Source organism: Dyadobacter frigoris (assembly GCF_005280585.1).
GTDB lineage: Bacteria > Bacteroidota > Bacteroidia > Cytophagales > Spirosomataceae > Dyadobacter > Dyadobacter frigoris.
The window spans coordinates 226,865-253,134 of the sequence record NZ_SZVO01000006.1 but is presented as its reverse complement, the minus strand read 5'-3'; the positions used below and the strand labels follow the sequence as shown (position 1 = coordinate 253,134).

Below are 26,270 nucleotides of genomic sequence, written 5' to 3'. Positions count from 1 at the left end.
GAAGGCAGGCGTTATGCCTGCCTTTTTGTTATTATATGTAAATTTAGTTTTTGTTGAATTCCGGATCATAAGCCGCAAATTTATTTGCCGGAGTTAGTCTTTCTGAGAGGTTAAGTATATTCTTTTATTATGAAAAATAACCGCATCCCGATTCTCTTACTGATCATCATTTTTTCGTCCTGTCAAAAAAAAGACACATTATTCACACTACTGAATTCGGGTGAAACCGGAATAGAATTTAATAATTTCATTGATGAAGATGCCGAAAACAATGTCCTGGAATACGGATATTTTTATAATGGCGGAGGCGTGGCAGCGGCAGATTTTAATAACGACGGTTTAGTTGATGTTTATTTCACCGGGAATATGGTGGCCAATAAACTTTATCTCAACAAAGGCGATTTTAAATTTGAAGATGTTTCAGAAAAATCCGGAACTGCTTTAAATCTTGGTTGGAAAACCGGAGTTTCACTGGTTGATATTAATGATGATGGCTGGATTGACATTTACGTAAGTCTGGCAGGAGCGCAGGATGCCAATCTCAGACGTAATAAGTTATATGTCAACAATGGGAAAACTGCTGATGGAATACCAGTTTTTACCGAAAAATCAAAAGAATACGGGCTGGATGATGATTCTTACACAACGCAGGCCGTGTTTTTTGATTATGATAAAGATGGTGATACAGATTGTTTTTTGTTGAATCATTCAATTCAGAAATACGCCGGTTTTACAAATCTGATTGCAGATTACCGCCAACAGAAAAACCCGATTTATGGTAACAAATTACTGAGAAATGATAATAATAAATTTGTCAACGTTACGGATTCTTCCGGAATCGTTTCCAATGTTCTGAGTTTTGGATTAGGTATCAATGTCAATGATTTCAACAATGATGGCTGGCCGGATATTTACATTTCCAATGATTATAACGAAAATGATTATTTATATCTCAACGATAAAAACGGAAAGTTTAAAGAAGTGATCCGCGATGCAACCGGTCACGTTTCTCTCTATTCAATGGGGACGGACGCAGCGGATTTGAATAACGACGGCTGGATGGATATTTTGACACTGGACATGTTGCCAGAAAAAAATGAACGAATCAAACTGACTGCGGGGGATGATAATTATGACAAATACCAGCAACTATTACGCGCCGGTTTTCATGACCAGACCATGCGTAATATGTTGCAGATTAATAACGGAGTAAATGAAAATGGCATCCCGGTTTTTAGTGAAGTAGGGCAGCTGGCGGGTGTTTCAAACACGGATTGGAGCTGGTCGGGGTTGATGGCCGATTTTGATAATGACGGTTGGAAAGACATTTTCATTTCCAATGGTTACGCCCGGGATTATACCAATATGGAGTTTTTGAAATATTCCACGGATTTACAGACGCAAGCCGGACAAAGTGGAAAAGTACCAAGCCAGATGGAAATCATCGCACAAATGCCCCCCATTAACGGTCCAAGTTATATCTTCCAAAACCAGAAAAACCTGACTTTTGCCAAGAAAACAACAGACTGGGGGTTCGATGAAAAAAATCAGGCAAACGGAGCCATTTACGCGGATCTTGATAATGATGGCGATCTTGATCTGATCACTAATAATGTCAACCAGAAAGCATTTGTTTACAAAAATAATGCAGAACAAAAGCTTAAAAATAAATTCCTGAAAGTGAAATTGGAAGCTCCCAAATACGCTGTTATGGCAGGAGCGCGCGTAACACTTTACAGTGACTCATTACCGCAGACACAGAATTTTATGCCCGTTCGTGGATTTCAGTCTGCACAGTGGGATGGAATTCATTTTGGTTTGGGACATGATACTAAAATCGATTCGCTTCAAATTACCTGGGCCGATGGAAAAGTACAGACTTTGAAAAATGTTTCCGGTGATGCATTAACTTTAAATTACAGCAAAGCTTCAATACAGGTTTCAACAAATATTCCTGCCAAATCTGGAATATTTGAAAAAGTCGCTATGCTTGATTTTAAGCATAATGAAGATCCGAGAAATGATTTCCGTGTCCAAACTTTGCTTCCAGCTATGCTTTCGTATCAGGGACCGCATATTGCACACAAAGATTTGAACGGCGATGGAATTGAAGATCTTTACATTGGCGGCGCTCGCGGACAATCTAAAGGGATTTTTATGAGCAATAAATCTGGTCAATGGATTCTTTCACCGCAGGAAGTTTTCAAGCAGGACGCGGCTTACGAAGATGCGGATATGGAATTTTTTGATGCCGATAATGACGGTGATGCGGATTTACTGGTAACGAGCGCAGGATATGAACTGAATGCAGGTGATAAACTTTTGCAGGCCAGATTGTACATTAATGATAAAGGAAAATGGTCACGTGCAGAATTTCCGGCAGTAGCTTTGAACGCATCAACAGCAGCAATTTCGGATGTAGATAAAGATGGCGATCCGGATATTTTTCTGGGTATCAGAGTTACGCCGGGAAGATTTCCGGAAAGTGAGGGCGGTTCTTTGTTGGTCAATGATGGAAAAGGGAAATTTACAGATCAAACTACTGCACTTGCGTCGCAGCTTTCAAAAGTTGGCATGGTTACCGACGCTTCCTGGCAGGATTTGAACAAAGACGGATTTCCTGAATTAGTCATCGTTTCGGATTGGATGCCGATCAGGGTTTTTTCAAACCAAAAAGGAAAACTAACGGACGCAAGCGGTACCTGGGGAACTGCAAAATTGAGCGGCTGCTGGAATACTATTCAGTCTGCGGATCTTGACGGAGACGGTGATATGGATTTTGTTGTAGGAAATATGGGAAGCAACTGGCAATGGAATATTACTTCGCCAAAAGGCCTGACACTATATGCAAATGACTATGACAAACTGGGCCGGATTGTTCCGGTTATCAGCGTTACCGAAGGAGAAAAACAGTTTCCATACGCAAGTCGTGATGAATTGCTGGATCAGATTCCTTCACTTAAAAAGAAGTTTCCAAGTTATGTAAGTTATTCCAAAGCAAGTTTATCAGAAATTCTGCCGCAGGAAAAACTGGATGCGGCACAGAAATTATTTGCCAATGAATGGAGAAGCGGAATTCTTGAAAATAAAAACGGTACTATGGTTTTTCATGCATTGCCTTTGGAAGCCCAATTCGCACCGATTTATGCAATTTCTCTGACAGATGTAAATAAAGATGGTCAGGCGGATATTTTATTAGGCGGGAATTTAAACCATACGCGTGTGAGAATTGGTAAAAATGATGCAAATTATGTCCAGCTTTTTGTCAATAAAGGAGATCTGAAATTTGAATATGTACCTCAGAAAGTTTCCGGATTATTTGTTAAGGGTGAAGTCCGCGATTTGCTTGCACTGCCCGTTGGTAAAGAAAATATTTTGATTGCAACGGTAAATAATTCCGCTGTGCTGACCTATAAACTCAACGGATTAAACCCGAAAGTTAAGCCATAACCAGGTTATGTAACGTGTTTTGCTTGCAGAGGATTTACGGCCGTAAAGTATTAATTGTATCTTTGACTTCACTTCCAGCTAAACCGGGATCTCTGGTTATGGTTAGTGAATTCAAAAACGATTGTCCGAAAATTATAAATGAATAAATATTTAGCCGCTTTCTTCTTATTGTTTTGTCTGATATCCATTGCTGCAAACGCGCAGGAAATTAAAATGGAAGAAGGCGATTCTTTGAAAGTGGTCTCAGATTTTACCGAAAAAGTAGTACCAGTTAAAACGGATTCTTTGCCTGAATTGAAAAAGGTCAAACCACAAAATGTTTGGAGTTTTGGATTGAATGGAGGTTACAGTTACCGTTTGCCCAACGCTGGAACCCGTTCGGATACACCTTATTCAAAATATCTTAGAGAATTAAAAACCGGCTTTTCGATAGGAGCGGAGGCTCATAAATTTCTTTGGCCGCATATTGGTTTAGGTTTGAAATATAATTTCTACAAAAGTAAAGGAGAGTATAATACAAATTTCAGTGATGATATTTCTATTCAATTTATCGGGCCGTCTTTTGTATATCAGTCACCTTTTGAAAATGGGAAAACCTCTGTTTTGGCAGGATTTGCCATGGGATATCAATCTTACAAAAACAATGCAAGAGCTTACGGTGAAGATTTTACACTAAAAGGCAGCGCCACAGGTTGGGCTGTAAGCCTTGGACTTGAACAAAAATTAGGTGACCACCTGGCCCTGAATCTTTCCGGTGCATGTTATCTGGGCACGTCCTACAAATTCAGGAAAAAAATGGCAGGACAAACGGAGACAATCAAGCTGTCAAGAGAAGATTTTGAAGATTTGTCTCGTATTGAAATAACACTGGGCCTGAAATTTCTACACTAATACTTTCGTTTGTTTTATGATTAAGTAAGGGAAAAGTTGGACAAAAAAGTCTTACTTGCAAAACCTTAACCGAGCGGTTTAAAATACGTTTTTCATACGGTAGATTATGACGTTTTTAGACTTAACAGGTTAAGCATTTTCAATCTTTTCTTTCATAAGATTTCCAGGGTCTAAACCACTGGATACAAATCGAAGTATGATGTTAAAACCCCGTTTATTCCTAATCCTTTGTGCAGTCATTTGCTGCATTTCCATTACTGCATTTGCTTCTCCGCCGAAGCCTGGTAAAGACAAAAAACCGCTCGTAGTGTTCGTAACAGGCGATCATGAGTATAGCGGTGAAGCAACTTTGCCTTTGATCGCTGCCGAACTTGAAAAAAATTATGGCATGAGGACGATCGTTTTAAAAGCCTATCCTGATCATAATGCAGAAAAAAATATCCCTGGTCTGGAAGTGCTGAAAGATGCGGATCTGGTTGTTTTTTATCTTCGCTGGAGACAATTGCCAAAAGAACAGCTCGCACACATTGAAGCTTATTTGAAAACCGGAAAACCGGTGATGGGTTTCCGCACAACTACGCACGCATTCAATTATCCAGAAGGGGATGAAAATGAAAAATGGAATGCTTTTGGAGAATTTGCGCTGAATGCACCTCCGGGCTGGGGTGGAAAAGCGGCTCATACGCATTATGGTCATAATAGCAGCACGGATGTTTCCGTGATCGCTGCGCAAGCAAATAATCCGATCCTTACGGGTGTTTCTCCCAATTTCCACGTTCGTTCATGGTTGTACCGCGTTTTGCCTGATTATCCAACAAAAGGTTCAACCTGGCTATTGATGGGGAAATCGGTGAATCCTGATAAAGAAGCAATCGAAAATCCGGTTGCCTGGACGGGTACCAATTCTTTTGGCGGAAAGGTTTTCATGACAACCATGGGCCATCCTGACGACTTCCAACTTGAACCATTTCAGCATCTGATAATCAATGCAATTCACTGGGAATTAGGCCAGAAAGTGCCAAAAAGCTGGAAAGGAAGAATCGATATCAATGTTCCTTACAGAGAAGCGAAATAGTACAATCTGCTGCATGTCGCGTACTTATTGGCAGAGCAGAACCTTTCTTACATTTTTGAATCATTATCAAAAATCAAAATGTCTAAACCCCGGAAAATAAGCTTCAATGTATCAGTCATCCTTTTTTCGTTGGCTATCATTGCTTTCAGCGCATTTCAATTTAGTGAATCGAACACGCTGAAAATTAAAAAAGGCTCTCATATTATGCTGATTGGCAATAATCTGGGATCGCGTATGATGAATTATGGTTCTTTTGAAACCGAAATGCAGGTCCGGTATCCGGACAGTTCGCTCTACATCCGCAACATGTGTGATGGCGGCGATACCCCGGGTTTTCGTCCGCACGCAAGTCGTAATTTGCCCTGGGCTTTTCCGGGTGCGCAAAAATTTCAGACAGAACTTGCCAATAATTCCCAAAGTGAAGGTCATTTTGAAACACCAGATCAATGGCTTACCCGTTTAAAAACGGATATTATTATTGCCTTTTTCGGTTATAACGAATCTTTCAACGGACCGCAGGGTGTTGCGAATTACAAAGCTGAACTGGATGCTTTTGTAAAATATAGTTTAAGCCAGAAATACAACGGCGTTACTGCACCGCAGTTAGCATTGGTATCACCAATCGCTTTCGAAGATTTGTCCGCCAAAATGGATTTGCCAAATGGAAAGAAGGAAAATGTCAACATTGCGCTTTATGCAAAAGCAATGAAAGAAGTGGCAGATCAAAATAAAGTTCTGTACGTTGATGCTTTTACACCTTCTCAAAAATGGTATGATACTACTGCTGAGCCATTAACCATTGATGGTTCTCAACTTACTGCCGCAGGTTATGAAAAACTGGGATTGTTATTATCTGATCAGCTTTTTGGAAAAGTAAAATCAAAGGCGGAAGCAAACCGGAAATTGGTTGATGCTGCCGTTTTGGAAAAAAACTGGATGTGGCATAATGATATCAAAATTCCAAATGGTGTTCACGTATATGGCCGTCGCTATAATCCATTTGGTCAGGACAATTATCCGGCCGAAATCCAGAAAATCCGTGAGCTGACTGATATCCGTGACCAGGCTGTCTGGTTGGCTGCATCGAAAGGTGAAAAGCTTGATCTGGCGGTTGCAGATAAAAATACTACGCCGTTGCCTCCGGTTAAAACGAATTTCAATCCTGAGAAAAACGGAAGCTTAACTTATTTATACGGAGCAGACGCGTTGGCAAAATTAAAAGTGCCGGAAGGTTATAAAATTGACCTTTTTGCTTCGGAAGAAGAATTCCCGGATCTGGCAAAACCGATGCAGATGTCTTTTGATAATAAAGGAAGACTTTGGATTGCAACCATGCCAAGTTACCCGCATTACAAACCTGGGGATTCAAAACCGAATGATAAAATCATCATTCTGGAAGATACCAATAATGATGGAAAGGCAGATAAACAAACAGTTTTTGCCGATGGCCTTCATCTTCCGCTTGGATTTGAAATTGCCAAAGAAGGGGTTTATGTTTCGCAAGGAACCAACCTGAAAATACTGATGGATACCGATGGTGACGGGAAGGCTGATAAAAGCGAAATTCTTTTGAGTGGTTTTGATGACCACGATACGCACCATAACAGTCACGCATTTACAGTTGACCCGTCAGGTGCAATTTATTCAGGTGAAGGTGTGTTTTTGCATACAAATGTGGAAACGTCTTACGGACCGGTCCGTGCAACAAATGGTGGTTTTTACCGTTACGCGCCACAACTTCATAAACTGGAACGGACAGCACAGCTTTCAATTCCAAATCCCTGGGGAATTGCTTTTGATGATTGGGGGCAGCCATTTTTCGCAGAAACTTCTGGTCCCGATGTTCGCTGGATGACACCAGGATCAGTTTTACCAAGATATGGCGAGTTTACTCACAAAGGTCCTACACTGATTGAAGAAGCACATAAAGTACGTCCGACATCGGGTCTGGAATTCGTTTCAAGCCGTCATTTTCCTGACAATATTCAGGGCGATTTCCTGATCAACAATACGATAGGGTTTTTGGGAACAAAAGAACATACTTTAACAGATGACGGGACAGGTTATGCCAGTCATCACAGAATGGATCTGCTGGTTAGTGAGGATAAAAATTTCCGTCCCGTTGATATGGAATTTGCTCCCGATGGTTCACTTTACGTGATAGACTGGCACAATATTTTGATCGGCCACATGCAGCATAATGCAAGAGATCCTTTGCGTGATCATTCACACGGACGCGTTTATCGCATTACTTATCCGTCGCGACCGCTCGTTAAACCTGCCAAAATTGACGGTGCCAGTATTGAAGAACTTTTCGAAAACCTGAAACTTCCTGAATACCGTACCCGATACAGAACGCGCCGCGAATTAAGAGGAAGAGACGTTGCTCAGGTTTTGTCAAAACTTACGGTTTGGGTGAATGGATTGGATAAAAACGATCCGAAATATGAACACCATCTTTTGGAAGGACTTTGGGTAAGCTGGGGTTTGGACAAAGTGGATCAGAAACTTTTGAAACAGGTTTTAAAAGCAAAAGATTATCACGCAAGAGCCGCCGCTGTTACAGTGGTGCGCTACACCGGCCATCAGGTTCCTGATCAGGCGAATTTGCTGATGCAGGCAGCTCAGGATGAAAATAGCCGGGTTCGTCTGGCTGCGATTGTGGCCGCTTCATGGATTGGTAAGGAAAAAGGTTTGCCAATTTTGGCAGAAGCTAAGAAAAAACCTTTGGATGAATGGACAATTCATGCATATGATGCAGCGGTTGCACATTTGAAAGGTGAAAATGTCAAAAAGGAAAAAGAAGAAATCACAAATTCCGGTTTGAAAGGAAACGAACTTACTCTTTTTAATCAGGGTAAAATAATTTACGCGAAAGATGGCTATTGTACTACCTGTCATCAGCCTGACGGAAAAGGATTGGAAGCTTCCGGTTTTCCACCGCTTACAGGCAATAAATGGGTGATGGGAAATGACGATCGATTGATCAAAATTGTGTTAAAAGGACTTCTGGGTCCGATTGATGTAAATGGAAAAAAATACCCCGGACAGGTCCCTATGACCCCATTTGGTGGTTTATTGAATGATAATGAAGTCGCTGCGGTTTTAACTTATGTCAGAAATTCTTTTGGAAACAAGGGGGCGGCAATTCTTCCCGATAAAGTGAAGAAAGTAAGAGCAGCATCAGAAAAGAAAATAGATTTTTATGCTCCTGATCAGCTCTTGAAAGAATATCCGATGGATAAATAGTAGTAAAACTTTATGAAAACGGGGCATCTGAATTTTTTTAGGTGCCCCGTTTTTTTATACCTTGCGACCGAAAATAGAAATTAAGTCAGGAGTAGCTAAACTTTTAGAAACGAGGAAGTCTTCCTGGCATAGTTTTAATCCATAAACATACCAACGTTATAAACATCGGCAAAAAGTGTTCAGCAGACTAATGATTAGCGTGGTTTTAAGCCATGCCAATCCGGGATAATTTTCCTTTTGCTGAATCAAAATATATTTTTACATTATGGTGAAACAATTTTCCGCTTTATTGATTTTTCTGGTTGTCTTTATTTTCCTAAGCTATATATATTATTTTTCAGTTGATTTTCCATTCCAGGATGACCTTCTCCTTATAGATTTTGTAGAAAAAGTGGACTCGGGAAACTTGGGTTTCATCACTTTCTTTAAGGAATTATTCAAAACATATAACGACCATAAAGTTGTAATTCCAAGGCTGATCAGTCTGGTTGATTATAAAGTTAACGGCTATCTTAACTTCAAAATTTACATTGGGTTGATATCAATTAACTTGATGTACATTCTATATTTTCTTTACAACCAGTTCAAAAGGATCAAGCTTCCGCTTTTCTATTTTTTGCCGGTTCCATTTTTATTTCTACATCCACAGTATCACGAAGTTTCCTTGTGGGCGATCAACGGGATGCAGCATTCTTTTTTAACTGCATTTCTCGTTTCTGCTATTTATTTGATTTCAAAAAATACAAGATCAGGGTTTTACGGAGCCGTTGTTTTTTGTTTTCTGGCAACCTTCACGCACGGCAACGGAATACTTTCTTTTCCGGCTATAATCTTTTATCTGCTTTGTTACAAGGAGTTTAAAAAAGCGGCTGGTTTTGCAGCCTTTATGTTTGCAGCATTGGGGATTTATCTAGCTGGTTATGAAACAGGGCAGGCTGCCGGTTTGCCGCCCAATATCAGCGTTTTTGTGTTTTCTCTTCTTGGGTTTATCGGGGCGAGTATGGCGGAGTGGGATAATTTTTTATTGTATACCGTAATCTGGGGCGGGGTGATCGTCTTTTTTGCCGCTTTTTTGGTTTTCAAAATGATCCGTTCGGGTTTTGAAAAAAAGGAAAATTACAAACCGCAGGTGAATGTTGAATTGTTGACGTTGCTTGGCTTTATTTTTATTACCAGTACCGTTATTGCCGTTTTTAGATCATGGCAGGGCGTTACGCTTACGAGTAGATTTCAGCTTTATGCTGCGTTAAGTTCCTGTATTTTTTATCTTCTGCTTTTGAACTATTCCCGGATTTTCCGTAGTAAAAATGTTTTCCTTATTATCACATTTTTAAGCATCGGGTATTGGGCACATTCATATTACAAGTATAACGACATCGTTGCCGATAAGAGAACAAAATATATGGCAGATATCTACAATTGGCGATATGATAAAACCTTTTTAACAGTAGAAAAAAGTTTGCTGGACAATGCCGCGTTTTATGTTTTTCCGGCTTATAAAAAAGGAATATTCAGATTGCCAGAATCTGCAATCAGTAAAAATGAACTGGATTCATTGATTTCTGCCAACAAAAATTCCCGGATAAATGCGTCGGTTGCGTTAAGAAAACAACCTGTTATACGTCCTGATAAAAATGGTCTGATTGCAGATACGACATATTTTCTGGTCAACGAAAAAATGCCAAAACCAACATCATTCTTCAATGACAGATTCGTCGTGTTAAGATCACGAACCACACATCTTAATTATCTGCTATGTGCCAATCCTGAAAAAGAAGGCAGAAAGGCATGGGCTACACAAGCACAGTATCACAAAGACGGTTTCCTGTGTTTTGTTCAAAACAAGAATTTTCCGACCGGTCAATATGAAATCGGGATGCTGGATATTGATTCAAAAGATAAAAAGAAATTTACGCTGTTTACTGAATCTCTTATCGTTCAAAATGAAAAGCTAAGGATAGAACCGTAAATTTTCCGGACTAAAAAAAGAGTTGGTACGGATAGGAGAAACAGCTTATTCGGGGATATGATTTTTGGATTATATTTTTTAGCTTTTTTTATATTGTCTTGATATTTTCCCTGCACTAAAAACGGTGGTACAAATCAGGAATTTTCGGATCGCTGCTCAACTCACAATATAATTTTCCGTCGATCATTAGCTGTTTCCGGCTATTTGCGCTGTATAATCGTGTATTTTTTGATTTACTTAAAATATAAAAAGTTGTCTGATCTATATCTTAAATCGGTTAGGTAAAGGTGCGGAATTTCCGTATCTTTGTATGTTTAAAAAGCCTCTGATAAGGCTCTTTTTTTCGTAGAGTAAAACAAACTATATGGCAAACGAAATAGCGAGTGAAGTAAATAATTATTCAGCCGATAACATCCAGGTTCTTGAAGGTTTAGAGGCCGTACGTAAACGTCCGGCCATGTACATTGGTGATACTGGTTTTAAAGGAGTTCACCATTTGATTTGGGAAGTAGTTGACAACTCCATTGATGAAGCAATGGCCGGCTACTGTGACACCATCAACGTTACGATTGAAGAAGACAATTCCATTACCGTTCAGGATAATGGCCGCGGGATTCCAACCGGGCTTATGGCCAAGGAAAAGAAATCAGCACTTGAAGTAGTTTTAACGGTACTTCACGCGGGTGGTAAATTTGATAAAGATACTTATAAAGTTTCCGGAGGTTTGCATGGTGTGGGTGTATCCTGCGTAAATGCACTTTCAATTCATTTGCGGGTGGAAATTCACCGCGAGGGAAAAATATTTGAACAGGAATATAGTGAAGGAAAACCGCTGTACCCTGTACGGGTTATCGGGGATTCACCAAAGACAGGAACGTTTATCCATTTCAAACCGGATGCGACGATTTTTACTGTTACTGAATATAAATACGAAACTGTTGCTACAAGGCTTCGTGAACTTTCCTTTTTGAACAAAGGGATTCGCATAACGCTGGAAGATAAGCGTGAGCAAGATGAAAATGGTGTTAATCGCGGCGAAGAATTTCACTCGGAAATTGGTCTGAACGAATTTGTACTTTACCTTGAAGGTACACGCCAGGCATTAATTCCTGAGCCAATTTACATGGAGAACACCAAAGGAACGGTGCCTGTGGAAATTGCGATGATGTATAATACTTCTTATGGAGAAAATGTTTTCTCTTATGTGAACAACATCAACACGGTTGAAGGCGGTACGCACGTTCAGGGTTTCAGAGCGGCACTGACAAGAACGCTGAAAAACTATGCGGATAAGTTGGGTGTGCTGGCGAAAGAGAAAATTGAGATTAGCGGAGATGATTTTCGTGAAGGTTTGACGGCCGTAATATCTGTTAAAGTTCAGGAACCGCAGTTTGAAGGTCAGACAAAAACAAAACTTGGTAACTCTGAGGTTGTAAGTGTGGTAAGTCAGGTGGTAGCAGAAATGCTTGATACTTATCTTGCCGAACATCCAAAGGAGGCCAGAACGATCATTGAAAAAGTTATCCTTGCCGCCAAAGCACGTATCGCTGCCAAAAAGGCACGTGAAATGGTTCAGCGCAAGAATATTTTGACTGGTTCGGGATTGCCGGGTAAACTTTCTGACTGTTCGGAAACAGATCCTGCAATTTGCGAATTGTATCTTGTTGAAGGGGATTCGGCTGGTGGAACTGCGAAACAAGGCCGTAACCGCGCATTCCAGGCAATTTTACCTTTGAGAGGTAAGATTCTTAATGTTGAAAAAGCACAGGAATACCGGATTTATGAAAATGAAGAGATCAAGAATATGTTCACCGCAATGGGTGTGCAGATCGGAAAAGATGGTGACGAAAGAGCTTTGAATATTGACAAACTGCGTTATCATAAGATTGTAATCATGACGGATGCGGATATTGACGGTAGCCACATTCGTACGCTGATCCTTACTTTCTTCTTCCGTTATATGAAGATTCTGATTGACAGCGGTTATATCTACATCGCTCAGCCGCCTTTGTACCTTGTTAAAAAAGGAAAAGAAGAAAGATACTGCTGGACAGAACAACAACGCGAAGAAGCCGTAAAAGCTATTTCAAATGGTCGTGACGACCTTGTGAATATCCAGCGCTATAAAGGTTTGGGAGAAATGAACGCCGAACAATTATGGAGCACAACAATGAATCCTGATGGCAGAAGCCTTAAACAGGTTTCAATAGAGTCAGCAGCAGAAGCCGATCATTTATTTTCTATGTTGATGGGAGATGAAGTTGGCCCCCGCCGCGATTTCATTGAAAAAAATGCAAAATATGCCCGTGTAGACGTGTAACGGTTAGCACTCGTCGCAAATTATTAAAACGGATGGCTGACTATGTTCAGTCGTCCGTTTTTTTTCGGTCAAAAAATTAACAAAAACTTCATCCAGCCAAAAACAATATATAATCAGATTCGTTGCATTTTGTGGTTCACGATCGTACGAATCGTTTTAATTTTTAAACATTATGCCTGACCATACCGATTCCATAACCAACCAGGAAAGAAAGGGGAGACTTTCGAGTTTATTTTCCTACTTCAAAAACCCAAAAGAAACAGCCATGGACGACACAAAATTGGTAAGTCCCGCGGAAAAGGTGAACACTTTGGTTCAGCAAAGTGATTTCATCAGCAGAGATTTGAGCTGGCTGAAATTCAATGACCGGGTATTGGATCAGGCGACAAATGAGGAAAGAAATCTTTTTGACAGAATGAAATTTCTGGCGATTACTTCTTCCAATCTGGATGAATTTTTTACGATTCGTCTCGGAAGTTTATACAATTATCTTGACTTCGGAAAAGAACGCGTGGATTATTCCGGTTTGCGGGAAATTCCATTCAGGAAAATGCTGATGAAAGAGCTTCAGGAATTTATCCGCCTGCAAAGTGAATGTTATACAGATCAGCTCCAGCCACTTTTTGCAAAACATGGTTTCCGCATCGTTGGTATGGAAGATCTGGCAAAAGAGGAAACTTCGGATATTGAACAATATTTTGAGCGCACGGTTTATCCGATGCTTACGCCGATGCTATTTGATTATACCCACGCTTTTCCGGTTTTGCTGGCGAAGGTTTTGGTACTGGGTGTCATTACTCAGGTGAAAGGTTCAACCTCTGAGGAAGATAGGAAACTTTCTTTTGTGCAGCTTCCGCTCAATCTGCCAAGATTTTACGTCATTGAACGTGACGAAGAAATTTTGTTTTTGCCAATAGAGAAAATCGTTAGAGCGCATATTTATAAATTGTATCGTAACGTCGATATCGTATCTACAAATCTTTTCAGACTGATCCGTAATGGTGATTTTTCTCTGGAAGAAAGTGATGATATGGAGTCAGATTTTATTGATGAGATCAAGCAAAAAATTAAAAACCGTCGTCTTGGGCGTGTTGTTAGTGTCGCCATAGAGCCTGATGCTAATCCGGATTTGTTGAACCTGATCAAAAAGCGCTGGGAAATTGATGATTATAATGTTTTCAAAGTAAACGGAATTATAGATTATACTTCACTTTGGAATATTATCCGTCATCCCGAATTCAAGGATCAGATTCCGCCGACACATCCGCCGGTTCCGCCATTAGGACTTGAAAGAGAAAGAATTGTGGACGTTTTTGAGGCGATGCGGGAAAAGGATATTCTCCTGCACCATCCTTATAATAACTTTGAACCGGTTCTCCAATTGTTGGAACAGGCCGCGGAAGATCCAAAAGTACTTTCGATCAAATTGACGATTTATCGTCTGGCAAAAAATTCCAGGGTTACCGAAGCTTTGCTTCATGCGGCGGAAAACGGGAAACACGTGGCTGTTTTGTTTGAAGTAAAAGCCCGATTTGACGAGGAAAATAATATCAAGGAAGCGCAGCGTCTGCAAAAAGCGGGCTGTTTTGTGATTTATGGAATCGGTCAGCTGAAAACGCATACAAAGCTTTTATTGATCGTTCGTAATGAAGGAAACAGGGTACTTCGATACGCGCATTTGTCGAGTGGCAATTACAATGAAGATACTTCCAGATTATACACGGATACCGGTTTGTTGACAACAAATGAAGAATATACGCAGGATATTTCCGAATTCTTCAATGTAATCACAGGCCATTCCAGTCCAACCGAATATCAAAACCTGATCACGGCGCCGCGATACATGCGTAAAAAGCTGATCGAGCTGATTCAGAAGGAGGCTGAAAATGCAAAAGTCGGTTTGCCTTGCGGGATTTGTATCAAAATAAATTCGTTGGAAGATAAGGAGACAATTCAGGAATTATATGCTGCTTCACAGGCTGGTGTACCCATTCGATTGATCGTTCGCGGTATGTGTTGTTTACGTCCAAGAAGGGTAGGGCTGAGTGAAAACATTTCTGTACGTTCTCTAGTTGGTGATTTCCTTGAACATTCAAGAATATTTTATTTCCATCAAAACGGAGAACCGCTGGTATATGGAGGTAGTGCTGACGCGATGGTTCGCAGTTTTGACCGTCGTATTGAATCGTTATTCAAACTGGTTGATATCCGTGTAAAACAGGAAGCGATTCATATTCTGTATTTTAGCTTACTGGATAATGTGAACGCTTACGAAATGCAGGAAGACGGAACTTACGTCAAATGTATGGAGCCGAATGAAGAGCCGCTAAACATTCACAAAGCATTTTTTGATGTTACTTTGGAAGATGTTTTAAAAGTTAAACTTTTTGTCCCGGATCAAAAACCTGCGGATACCGTGGAAGAAGATCTGGCAAAACAACAACAACCAGAAGAAGAGAAGGCCGCGGAATAAAAATTTAAAAATCTACAAAAAAACCGATTGGAGTCTCCAATCGGTTTTTTGTTTTATTCTTTAAAAAATACTCTTTTAACTCTTTCGCCAATTCCTGTTAGTAATTCATAAGGAATTGTATTTATTCGTTTGGCCAAATCCGTAATTGGAATTTCTTTTCCGAAAACCATTACTTCATCACCTTCTTCGGCTTGGGCATTGGTTACATCAATCATCGTCATATCCATACAAACATTTCCGATGGTTGGACAAAACGTTCCGTTTACCCAAACTTCGCCGATACCATTTCCAAGTCCACGGTCATAGCCATCCGCATAGCCAATAGCCAATGTTGCAATAGCCGAATCGTGATCAATTAAACCACGTCTGCTGTAACCAACCGTTTCTCCGGCAGATAAATATTTGATTTGGGAAATAACCGTTTTCAAGGTCCCGGCCGATTGCAGAAAATGCTGCTGCTGGCCTGTTGCTTCTACGCCATACAAGCCAATTCCTAAACGAACCATATCCAGTTTAAACTCTGGAAAACGGACGATTCCGGCGGAATTTAAAATGTGTCTGGTTACTTTATATCCCAATGTATCTTCGATCAATGACGAGCCTTTGACAAAACGCTCATATTGTTGATGAGAGAAATTATTATGTACGCCTTCGTCAGCGCCGACGAGATGACTAAAAATTGTTGAAACATGGATATCAGAATTTTCTATCAACTGCTGCGAAAGCCACTCATAATCATCTTCTACAAAACCTAGTCTATGCATACCGGTGTCCAGTTTTAAGTGAACAGACGGCATGTCGGACGGCGTATTTTTATTTTTCACATAGGCAATCCAGTCACTTAAAATCCTGCGACTGTAAATTTCCGGTTCCAGATGATATTGCCAAAGTGTATCAAATGTTGGCGAAGTCGGATTCATCACCATAATCGGCAGCGTAATTCCACTTTGACGTAATGAAACTCCTTCGTCTGCATATGCAACGCCGAGATAGTCAACACGGTGATATTGCAGCAAACTCGCCACCTCCGAACTTCCGCTTCCATAAGCAAAGGCTTTGACCATCACCATGATTTTTGTTTCAGAACCAGCTTTTGTTCTGTAAAAATTAAGGTTATGCGTAAGGGCGTCAAGATTTATTTCCAGTACAGTACCATGGACTTTTTGCTGAAGGCGGTGAACAATTTTTTCAAATGAAAATGTTCTTGCGCCTTTTACCAATACCAGACTGTTACTTAATGAATTGAAAGGAAATGACTTTAAAAATGTCTCGGTATCCGGATAGAAATCTTTTTCATCCGTATCAAACTGAATGATCTGGCGGCACATTTCCGGTCCGATTCCTATAAGTTTGTCTATCTTTTTTTCTCTTAACAATTGCGCTATAATACCGTAGAGCTCGGCCGGGGTTTGTCCTGATTGTAAAACATCAGACAAAATTACCGTCCTGTGATTCCGCTGTTCCTGCTGTGACATGAAATTTAAGGCCATTGTAAGGCCTTGAAGATCATTGTTATAGGTGTCGTCAATAATATAACAATTGTTGATGCCTTCTTTTAATTCAAGACGCATCGAAACCGGGCGGAGAATTAAAATTCTTTCCTGAATTACCGAAGCAGGTAATCCAAAATCAAGTAGAAATAAAATGCAATGCGTTAGGTTTTCAAGAGATGCATCGTCACGAAAACCGGTTTCGAACCGGTTATTTCCAAACAGACCACTTAGTGATATAAATGTTTTATCTTTTTGCAAATCATAAGAAACGGTCACATCACCGCCAAGGCTGATTCCCCAGCTAATCGTTTTCAAAAACGGATTTACAGGTTTAAGAATCAGCTTGATTTCTTCATCAACTTCGGTATAATCTTTACAATAGATCAACTTTTTGACTTTTGTAAAAAGACGGAGTTTCTCCGTTATCTTTTGTTTTCTGCTCCGAAAACCATCGTCATGTGCAGAACCAATATTGGTGAAAATTCCAATCGTAGGCTTAATGACCGGTTGCAGATATTCCATTTCATGCGCGCGGGAAACCCCGGCTTCAAAAATGGCCAACGTATGTTCTTTCTTTAAATTCCAGACGGAAAGCGGAACGCCGATTTGGGAATTATAACTTTTGGGACTGGCAATAACGCGTTGTCCCGGTGCTGTAAGTTGGGAGAGCCATTCTTTAACAATGGTTTTTCCATTACTTCCGGCAATACCCAAAACAGGAATATTGAATTGGTTACGATGTTCAGTAACTATTTTTTGTAAGGCACGAATACTGGAAAAGACCGTCCAGACTTTTGCATCTTTCCATGAATTGATATCGGTTTTAAGCGCATCGGTTAGTGAGGCTTCTTCAATAACAAATTCACGGACTCCCTTTTCATAAAGCTCTGAAAGAAATTGATGCCCGTCGTGGCGTTCGCCTTTGATCGCAAAAAAAATGCTTTTTCCGGGAAAAGATACTTGGCGGCTATCTGTCAGCAGATAACTTGCCTGGGTTTGTATGGATGCAGTTGTATTTTCAGTCAGAATCATTCCAATCGTATTTGCAAAGTGCAAAGGTATTAAAGAATGATGTTTTTGTATGGTTATTTATTAAGATGAACTGAATATCTATACGAACCTGGCTAAATCCATTTCCTTTTTCTGAAATAGATCAGCATCCCAATGGTCACAACAACCATGACGCCCCAGGTATAATAATATCCGTGTGGGCTTTTCAGTTCAGGCATATTTTCAAAATTCATACCATAAACACCCACAATAAAAGTCAGCGGCATGAAGATAGCCGAGAAAATTGTAAGTGTTTTCATAACCGCATTCATTCGGTTACTGATGGTTGATAAATGAACATCTGCAAGACTGGCGAGTAATTCGCGATATGAATCTATCGTGTCGACGGCCTGCATAATGTGATCGTAAAGATCGCGGTAATAAGGGACGACATCTTTGCTTATCAATAGATTATCTTCCCGTATCAACTGGTTGATCATATCTCTCAACGGCCAGATTGCCCTGCGAACAAAAGTCAATTCTCTTTTCAAAGAATATAAATCATTTAATGATTGTTTTTTTGATCCGCTGATGATGCTTTCCTCCACCATATCAAGTTTTTCACCAAACTTTTCCAGAACAAAAAAGTAATTATCAACGATCACATCCATCAAAGCAAAAACCAGATAATCGGTCCCGTTTCTGCGTGTTTTTCCAACGGATGCTTTAAGCCGGTCGATAACGGGCTTGAAGATATCCTCCTTTCTTTCCTCCTGAAAAGAGATCAGGTAATCTGTTCCGGCTACAAAACTTACATGTTCGGAAGAAATTTCCAACGGTTCTTCTGACTCGACATGAAGCATTTTCAAAGTCAGAAAGATGTAACCAGTATCATAAACTTCCAATTTGGGCTTATGTTCGGTATTAACAATATCTTCCAGTATCAGCGGATGAAGATGATACAAATTGCCAATTTTTCCGACCAGAGCTGTTTCATGAATTCCATCTACATCCAGCCAGGTAATATGTGGTTCCAGATTCTGACTAACAGCACATTCTGCAAGGCTTGTAACGGCATCGTCTTTATAGAAATCGGCATTATACTGAAGTTTCCTGACTTTCGTTTTTAGCTCAATATCGGGCCCGATGTACGTAAGTGTACCAGGAGATGTTAACAAATTTTCCCGCTTCTGCCGATGCTTTCTCTTAGACATTCGAATATGAACTGACGATATTACCTGAGTGGATAGTAAATATAATATATTCTGTTTTTATTCTGCAAGATGGTAAATAAGCAGAGGGACATGGGTGTCCACTACCAATTTTCTTGTTACGCTCGGATTGATCAGAAACTCTTCTATAAATGATCGTTCACGCGTTGACATGATCAGTAAATCGGCGCTTACTTCATCACAATAAGCTTCAATTCCATCCAAAACGCTTTTATCATCACGGTATATGATTGCATCAATACTTTGAGGAAATTCTGCTTTAATTTCATCCAGAAATTGATTGTCCGACTGAATATTTGGCTGATGCTCAGCATTCACTTTTAGTAAAGTCAAATTACTTCCCAAATGATTCATCAGCACATAAACTTCTTTAAGAATATCGTTTTCCGAATATTCCAGCTGTGTTGCGTAAACTACCTTTGAAAATTTCTTAGGTTCTGCCTGAGGCGGAATGATCATCACCGGACAAGGAGAATGTAGTGCGATATGCGTAGCAGAACTTCCAATCAATTTATCAATAAAGCCGCCTGTTCCGGTTCTGCCGGTAACGATCAGATCAGGTTTGTTTTCCGCAACTGCGTCTTCGACAGCTGATTGGATACTGCTGACAGCCCAGATTGATTTAGTTTTGTAACCTTCTGCCGAAATTTTGGCAACATATTCATCAAGCTGATGACGGAAATTGTTTTCAAGATCCACGCCAACATAGGAATAATCCGGCGAACCGATCCCTGGCAAAACACTACCTGGCATTACACTTACGTCCGGAATATAAGGTTGGTAAGCATGTAAAATAATCAACTCAGTACTTTCTTTATCTGCCATGAGTTTTGCTGCGCTCAACGCACGGTCAGCATTTTCAGAAAAGTCGATGGGGATCAAAATCTTGTTCATAATCGTCGCGGTTTACAGGCTTTTAAGTTGGACTCCAAGTTAACGCAATAGTTCTTATAACATATGAACAAACTGTAAAGAATGGTGCCAAACGATTATGACTTTGCTCATTATTATTCGTATTTACGCCAAATTCCAAGAATAAAACCGGTAATACAATAAATGATCACACTCACACCTCCGTCGATCAACGAAAGTTCCAATGCTCTTTTTGAAAACATATCTTTAACAATAATTTCAAAAAGCACAAAAACAATTCCAAAAAGGAGTCCGATCAGGAAACCGATGTAACCGGATTTTACAGGAATTTTTGTAAAAACCCAACCAAGGGTATAAGCCATAAAAGCGGAGGAAACGATGCTGGCGAGATAAGGGACAGAACTGTTGGCGGAATCCATAGCGGATTTCTCAAACCCGTTCAGCGCTGCCCATTGTTCTGCAAAAAGGTAGTACCATAAAGCAGGAATAATTTGTCCGATCACCACACATACAAGCACGGCCCAAAGATTGACGGATTGTTTTCTCATAAGCAGAGTATTTTTCGGTCATCAAAAGGAAATCTTATTAAAAATATTGGTGGGAGAATTTACGATCTTCTTATGTTAACGGTTTTAGAAAGTCAATATTTCTTTTTAAACCATCATACTTTGTGCGCTTTAAAGGCGAGCGTCTGAAAAGCGCACGGAAAACTTCTTCTGTAATTTCTTCCCAATCGTTTTTAGAAAATCCGCTTAACTCCTGAGAAAGAGAGAACTCCGGCGTTTTGGATGTTTGTGAAAAACGGTTCCATGGACATACATCCTGACAAATATCACAGCCGAAAATCCAGTTATTAAATTTTCCTTTAACATCATCAGGAATGGCATCTTTCAGTTCAATGGTATAATAGCTGATGCATTTGCTGCCATCAACAACATAAGGCTCCGTGATCGCATCCGTCGGACAAGCGTCAACACAGCGGGTGCAGGTTCCGCAATAATCTTTTACCGCGCCATCATAAGCAAGTTTCAAATCACAGATTATTTCTCCGATAAAGAAGAAACTCCCCATATCCCGGTTGAGCAAATTGGAATGCCGGCCAACCCAGCCCAAGCCGCTTTTTGCCGCCCAGGCTTTGTCCATAACGGGAGCTGAATCAACAAAAATACGTCCGCTTACTTCGCCGATTTCTTCCTGGATTGCTTCGAGTAACAATTTCAGTTTATCTTTTAAAACAAAATGATAATCTTCTCCGTAAGCATATTTGGAAATTTTAAGATCTTCCGGGCCCTCAGGAAGTGTTTCGGAAGGAAAATAATTTAATAGTACAGAAATCACACATTCAGCGCCATCGACGAGTTTTCGTGGATCAAGCCGCTTGTCAAAATGATTGGCCATATAACCCATCGCCCCGTTTTGCTGACGGTTTAACCAGTTTTCAAGCCGCGGTGCTTCTGCTTCCAAAAACTCCGCTTTGGAAATACCGCAGAAATCGAAACCAATTTCGGCTGCTTTCGATTTAATAAACTGGCTGCGTTCTTTGCGTACGAGATCTTCTGTAGTCATGATACAAAGTTACGAAATGCCCCGGGAATGTCATCTTGTCAGTTTTTTATGACTGGCAAAGTAATTTAGTACACTTCAGGTAATGATTTTATCAGGAAAGCATGGGAAAACTATGCCGAAAAATACAGAATACAACAAAGATAAGGACATGGAAAACCAAATAAACGACGAAGCCGGACAGATGAATACTGACAATGTGGTAAATGATGATCAAAATTTCGCTGAAAACAGCTTGCCAATGGACAATGCTGGTGAAGTTATCGGTGAGGTTGAAGTAACAGATCCGGCAGAAGCGCATAAAACAGAAGTTGCAGAATTGAAAGATAAGTACTTGCGTCTTTATGCTGATTTTGAAAACTTCCGCAGACGTACTGCAAAAGAAAAACTTGAAATGCTTTCTGTTGCAAGTGCTGATGTGATCAAAGCTGTACTTCCAATTGTAGATGATTTTGAACGTGCGAAAGTTTCCTTCGATTCTTCAACAGAAATTGAAGCTTTGAAAGAAGGTGTGGATCTTATTTATACCAAACTTTACAAGGCACTTGAAGCAAAAGGTTTGAAGCCAATGTTGTCAAAAGGAGAAGTTTTTGATGCAGAGCTTCACGAATCAATTGCGCAATTCCCTGCTCCTTCGGATGACCTGAAAGGGAAGGTGATTGACGAAATTGAAAAAGGATATCTTCTGAATGAAAAAGTAATTCGCTACGCCAAGGTTATCGTTGGTGCGTGAAATAATGATAAATAAATAATGGTAATGTATGATTTGAATCATCCATTATTGAATTTTTTGCAATGGTGAAAGACTCTCCATACATTACTCATTGAAAATAAAAAATGGCAAAGAAAAGAGATTATTACGAAGTTCTTGGGGTGGATCGTGGCTCGGCTGCGGATGAGATCAAGAAGGCTTACCGTAAGCTGGCAATTAAATTTCACCCGGATAAAAACCCGGAAGATCCTACGGCGGAAGATAAATTTAAAGAAGCTGCCGAAGCTTACAGTATCCTGAGCGACGATAACAAACGTGCGCGTTACGATCAGTACGGACATGCAGGTGTAGGTAATGGAGGAGCAGGAGCTGGTGCAGGCGGATTTGGCGGCGGTGGATTTTCCATGGACGACATATTCTCTCAGTTCGGTGATATTTTCGGCGGCGGCGAAAGTCCTTTCGGAGATATTTTCGGTCGTGGCGGCGGAGGTGGCGGACGCAGAGTTCGTCGTGGTTCTGATTTAAGAATTAAGCTGAAACTTAATCTTGAAGAAGTTGCCAACGGTGTTGAGAAAAAAATTAAAGTAAAACGCCACGTTAGTTGTAACACTTGCGGCGGGAATGGCGCGAAAAACGGAACTTCCCTGACAACTTGTACAGGTTGTAATGGTACAGGCCAGGTTCGTAAAGTAGTTAGTACCATGCTTGGACAAATGGTTTCGACCAGTACTTGTCCACAGTGTAACGGTGACGGAAAAATTATCAGCGAACGCTGCGATACTTGTGCCGGTGAAGGAAGATTATTGCAGGATGATCTGATCACGCTGAATATTCCTGGTGGTGTTGCAGAAGGTATGCAGCTTTCCATGTCGGGAAAAGGAAATGTTCCTTCAAGGGGCGGTGTAGCGGGCGACTTGCTTATCGTCATTGAGGAGGAAGAAGATCCTAATCTTAAACGTGACGGAAATAATATCGTTTTTGATATGCATATGAGTTTCGTTGATGCAGCTTTGGGGACTTCAACTGAAATTCCTACAATTGACGGAAAAGCGCGTATTACAATCGAACCGGGAACACAGGCCGGCAAAATTCTTCGTCTGAAAGGAAAAGGAATTAAGGATTTGAATGGTTATGGAAAAGGAGATCAGCTGGTACATATCAGTGTCTGGACGCCGCAGCAACTATCATCTGACGAGCGTGAAACTTTGGAATCGTTAAGAAATTCCCCAAATTTCCAGCCGAAACCAGGTAAAAATGAAAAAGGATTTTTTGATAAAATGAAAGATTTCTTTCATTGATCAATTTTGAATAAAATATAAAAACGAGCCGATTCAGCAATGAGTTGGCTCGCTTTGTTTTCGATTGATTAATGTAAATGTAATGCCAATAAGTATTTATACTGATTGATGAGAATTAACTTTGCCGGAGTAAAACAGAAAATTTATGAATTATAATATCTTAAAAGCATCCGTGCTTGGCCTCACTATGTTTTGTTCAGGAATGCAGCTTGGAGCACAAACGACTCCGAAGGAATTAACTTTTGCGACTTACAACGTAAGTATGGAGTCTGAAAATTATGTTAAAAAAGGAACGCCTGATCTTTCGGAGAAAGTGCTGATCAATGAACTGGCTTCCGGGAATAATCAACAGATAAAAAACATTGCGAAAATAATCCAGACGGTTCGCCCGGATGTGATTTTGCTGAATGAATTCGATTATATCAAAGATCCGAATCAGGGCATTTTGCAATTTATTAAAGGATATCTGGGAAAAGATCAGGATGGTGCAAAAAGTATTGATTACCCATATTACTATTATGGAACGGTAAATACAGGCCAGCCAAGTCCATATGATCTGGATAATAATGGAGTTGCCGGAAAATTTGGTGCTGATGCCTGGGGTTTTGGTTTATATCCGGGCCAGTATGCGATGATGTTGATTTCAAGATATCCTATCGATCTTTCGAAAGTGAGAACTTTCCAGAATTTCAAATGGAAAGATATGCCGGGTGCTTTGAAAACGGTGAAAGCAGATGGTAGCGACTGGTATGCTTCGGAAGCCTGGGCAAGTTTTCCTTTATCCTCAAAATCTCATTGGGATGTACCGGTGAAAGTGGGGAATAAAACGATTCATTTTCTAGCAAGCCATCCGACGCCACCTTCATTTGACGGAGCAGAGGATAGAAATGGTAAAAGAAATCACGATGAGATCAGGTTTTGGAAAGATTATATCAGCGATAGTAACAATCAATATATTTACGATGATAAAGGTATTCATGGCGGGTTAGCACCAAATTCTTCTTTTGTTATTTTGGGAGATCAAAACGCTTCGCCTGATGAAGGAAATGCAATAGGTGAGGGTATCAGATCTTTGTTGGCCCATCCTAAACTTATCAATGAAAACGCACCTCAAAGTAAGGGAGGAACTGAACATTCTGCAAATAATCCATTTGCGAAAAATCATACAGCCTTCTGGCGTATGCGTGCGGACTATGTTTTGCCATCAAAAGCAGGATTTAAAATAATTGACAGCGGTGTTTTCTGGCCAGCCAAAGGCGAACCAATGTTTGATCTCGTCGAAAAAAGAGAATCAAGCTCAGATCACAGGCTGGTTTGGGTTAAGGTAAAACTGGATTAGGGAAATGGAGCTTCGGCTCCTTTTTTTATGGAATAACCGAAACCGAATCTTCGAGTATTTCTAAATTATAGAGATGATCGGAGTCAGTGTCGGTTTTTTCTGAAAACTTTCCGAAATCAATATTCCACTTCTTTACAGTGCCTAACGCTACCAGTTTATAATTTCCTGTTGAGGAATTTTTATTGATGTCGTATGTAAGCCTGATCGGAAGATTGTCGGGGATATTAGTGATGAAAACGGAGTCAACAAGCCGGGTTTTGGTTGTGTCTTTTTCTTCCAGAAATATTGTCAACCGGTTTATTTTTTTCGTGGATTTATTGGTTACCAGAAACTGGACCATAGAAGAGGAAGGGGCTGAATCGCTGCATGCCGACAGCCCATAAACAAAAAAGATACTAAAACCAAAAATCAGAAAGGGACGCATACTCTGTTTTAACAATAATTCATAGATAATCAGGAAACAAAAAAATGCATCCGGAATTATTCACAAGCATTAAGAACTAAAAGAGGGGGCGTTTAATTGATGACACAATATCGAATATTTATTCGAATAACGTTTAACATTTAAGCGCCATTTGAATAAATATTTAAATCGTAATGCCTGATTTTTTCTCCGTAAGTGTTTTTTTCTTCAACCTTGAAAACATGCTCGTACTCATACGCAGATAACTTGCAATTTGTCTGTCTTCAACCTGTGAAAAAATGGTTGGAAAATCCTTGCCAAATTTCAAAAAAAGATCTTCTTCCGTCAGTGTGTACAAATCCTGCATTCTTTTTTCAAAACGGGTTAGCCTTCTTTCAAGAATTTTACCCGATACCTTTTCAAGATCAGGATTCAGAAGGATCAGTCCCTGGAAATCCTTTTTAGTGATACCGTACAGCTTAACATCCGTGCAGGTTTCTACATAATCCATTGACAATTCATCATCAACAAAATTTGCAGAGGTCATAATACAATCACCTGCAATATCGAAACCATGCGTCCATTCCTGGCCATGATGGCTATAAAAATTACGGGTGATACCTTCTGAGATGAAATAAACCATTTCCTGCGGGCGATCAGGAGAAATCAAAATGGTGCCCTGTTTGATTTCAGCTATAATAAGTTTTTGAAGAACTGCATTGTAAGTTCTTTCACTTATAATGTTGTAGTTACAGAGTAACGCGAAAATTTTGTGCATACGTTGGCATGAAAAATAATACTTTTCAAGAAATACCCGCTGCTGATTTTCATACCGTTGATTTTAAAATTACTAATTTTTACAGAAAAGAAATAGTATTTCTTATTCCGGTTTTTTAAAAAAAGGACGGGAACTATCTGTATAGCTCCCGTCTTTAACCAG

At 40.1% G+C, this 26,270-nt stretch carries 17 protein-coding genes; 10 read left to right on the top strand and 7 right to left on the bottom strand.

Translation table 11 applies throughout. The annotated features are described in order from the left end of the window. Positions 1-129: 129 nt before the first annotated feature. From FDK13_RS14600 to ppk1, 7 genes are all read left to right on the top strand, one after another. A complete protein-coding gene (locus FDK13_RS14600) occupies positions 130-3,450 on the top strand; it encodes a VCBS repeat-containing protein (protein WP_137340742.1) in 3,321 nt (1,106 codons plus the stop codon). Between the two features lie 138 nt (positions 3,451-3,588). Next, positions 3,589-4,341, top strand: a complete 753-nt coding sequence (locus tag FDK13_RS14595; RefSeq protein WP_137340741.1) for an outer membrane beta-barrel protein — start codon at positions 3,589-3,591, stop codon at positions 4,339-4,341. 196 nt (positions 4,342-4,537) lie between these two features. Then, entirely contained in the window at positions 4,538-5,416 is an 879-nt protein-coding gene (locus FDK13_RS14590) for a ThuA domain-containing protein (protein WP_137340740.1), read from the top strand. Between the two features lie 78 nt (positions 5,417-5,494). Further along, complete coding sequence (locus FDK13_RS14585; RefSeq protein WP_137340739.1) at positions 5,495-8,665, top strand: PVC-type heme-binding CxxCH protein; 3,171 nt, start codon at positions 5,495-5,497, stop codon at positions 8,663-8,665. 265 nt (positions 8,666-8,930) lie between these two features. Continuing rightward, positions 8,931-10,634: a hypothetical protein gene (locus FDK13_RS14580; RefSeq protein ID WP_137340738.1), complete on the top strand. Its 1,704-nt coding sequence runs from the start codon at positions 8,931-8,933 to the stop codon at positions 10,632-10,634. 364 nt (positions 10,635-10,998) lie between these two features. Then, the gene (gene gyrB, locus FDK13_RS14575; protein WP_137340737.1) at positions 10,999-12,954 is read left to right on the top strand and encodes a DNA topoisomerase (ATP-hydrolyzing) subunit B; all 1,956 of its coding nucleotides are present in this window, start codon (positions 10,999-11,001) and stop codon (positions 12,952-12,954) included. Positions 12,955-13,126: 172 nt separating this feature from the next. After that, positions 13,127-15,427, top strand: coding sequence for a polyphosphate kinase 1 (gene ppk1 / locus FDK13_RS14570; RefSeq protein ID WP_137340736.1), 2,301 nt, complete (start codon positions 13,127-13,129; stop codon positions 15,425-15,427). 53 nt (positions 15,428-15,480) lie between these two features. On the opposite strand, the gene FDK13_RS14565 is transcribed toward ppk1, so the two are convergent. The 5 genes from FDK13_RS14565 to queG all read right to left on the bottom strand — a co-directional run bounded on the left by FDK13_RS14565 (position 15,481) and on the right by queG (position 21,581). Then, positions 15,481-17,952: a bifunctional UDP-N-acetylmuramoyl-tripeptide:D-alanyl-D-alanine ligase/alanine racemase gene (locus tag FDK13_RS14565; protein WP_137340735.1), complete on the bottom strand. Its 2,472-nt coding sequence runs from the start codon at positions 17,950-17,952 to the stop codon at positions 15,481-15,483. Between the two features lie 92 nt (positions 17,953-18,044). Further along, a complete protein-coding gene (corA, locus tag FDK13_RS14560) occupies positions 18,045-19,124 on the bottom strand; it encodes a magnesium/cobalt transporter CorA (RefSeq protein WP_137340734.1) in 1,080 nt (359 codons plus the stop codon). 57 nt (positions 19,125-19,181) lie between these two features. Further along, positions 19,182-20,036, bottom strand: a complete 855-nt coding sequence (locus tag FDK13_RS14555; RefSeq protein ID WP_137340733.1) for a universal stress protein — start codon at positions 20,034-20,036, stop codon at positions 19,182-19,184. Positions 20,037-20,149: 113 nt separating this feature from the next. Further along, complete coding sequence (locus FDK13_RS14550) at positions 20,150-20,563, bottom strand: DUF1761 domain-containing protein (RefSeq protein ID WP_137340732.1); 414 nt, start codon at positions 20,561-20,563, stop codon at positions 20,150-20,152. Positions 20,564-20,633: 70 nt separating this feature from the next. Continuing rightward, complete coding sequence (gene queG, locus FDK13_RS14545; RefSeq protein WP_137340731.1) at positions 20,634-21,581, bottom strand: tRNA epoxyqueuosine(34) reductase QueG; 948 nt, start codon at positions 21,579-21,581, stop codon at positions 20,634-20,636. Positions 21,582-21,729: 148 nt separating this feature from the next. Here queG and FDK13_RS14540 point away from each other — a divergent pair, with 148 nt between their 5' ends. The 3 genes from FDK13_RS14540 (at position 21,730) to FDK13_RS14530 (ending at position 24,927) form a co-directional block, all read left to right on the top strand. Beyond that, positions 21,730-22,311 carry a nucleotide exchange factor GrpE gene (locus FDK13_RS14540; protein WP_170982803.1) on the top strand — a complete coding sequence of 194 codons (582 nt, stop codon included), beginning with the start codon at positions 21,730-21,732 and terminating at the stop codon, positions 22,309-22,311. Between the two features lie 104 nt (positions 22,312-22,415). Further along, on the top strand, positions 22,416-23,588 hold the full coding sequence (gene dnaJ / locus FDK13_RS14535; RefSeq protein ID WP_137340729.1) for a molecular chaperone DnaJ: 1,173 nt from the start codon (positions 22,416-22,418) through the stop codon (positions 23,586-23,588). Positions 23,589-23,733: 145 nt separating this feature from the next. After that, entirely contained in the window at positions 23,734-24,927 is a 1,194-nt protein-coding gene (locus FDK13_RS14530) for an endonuclease/exonuclease/phosphatase family protein (protein ID WP_137340728.1), read from the top strand. A 25-nt stretch (positions 24,928-24,952) separates the two neighbouring features. Here the strand turns inward: FDK13_RS14530 and FDK13_RS14525 are convergent, their stop codons facing one another. Continuing rightward, a complete protein-coding gene (locus tag FDK13_RS14525) occupies positions 24,953-25,351 on the bottom strand; it encodes a hypothetical protein (RefSeq protein WP_137340727.1) in 399 nt (132 codons plus the stop codon). Between the two features lie 163 nt (positions 25,352-25,514). Beyond that, positions 25,515-26,108, bottom strand: a complete 594-nt coding sequence (locus FDK13_RS14520; protein ID WP_137340726.1) for a Crp/Fnr family transcriptional regulator — start codon at positions 26,106-26,108, stop codon at positions 25,515-25,517. Positions 26,109-26,270 lie beyond the last annotated feature (162 nt).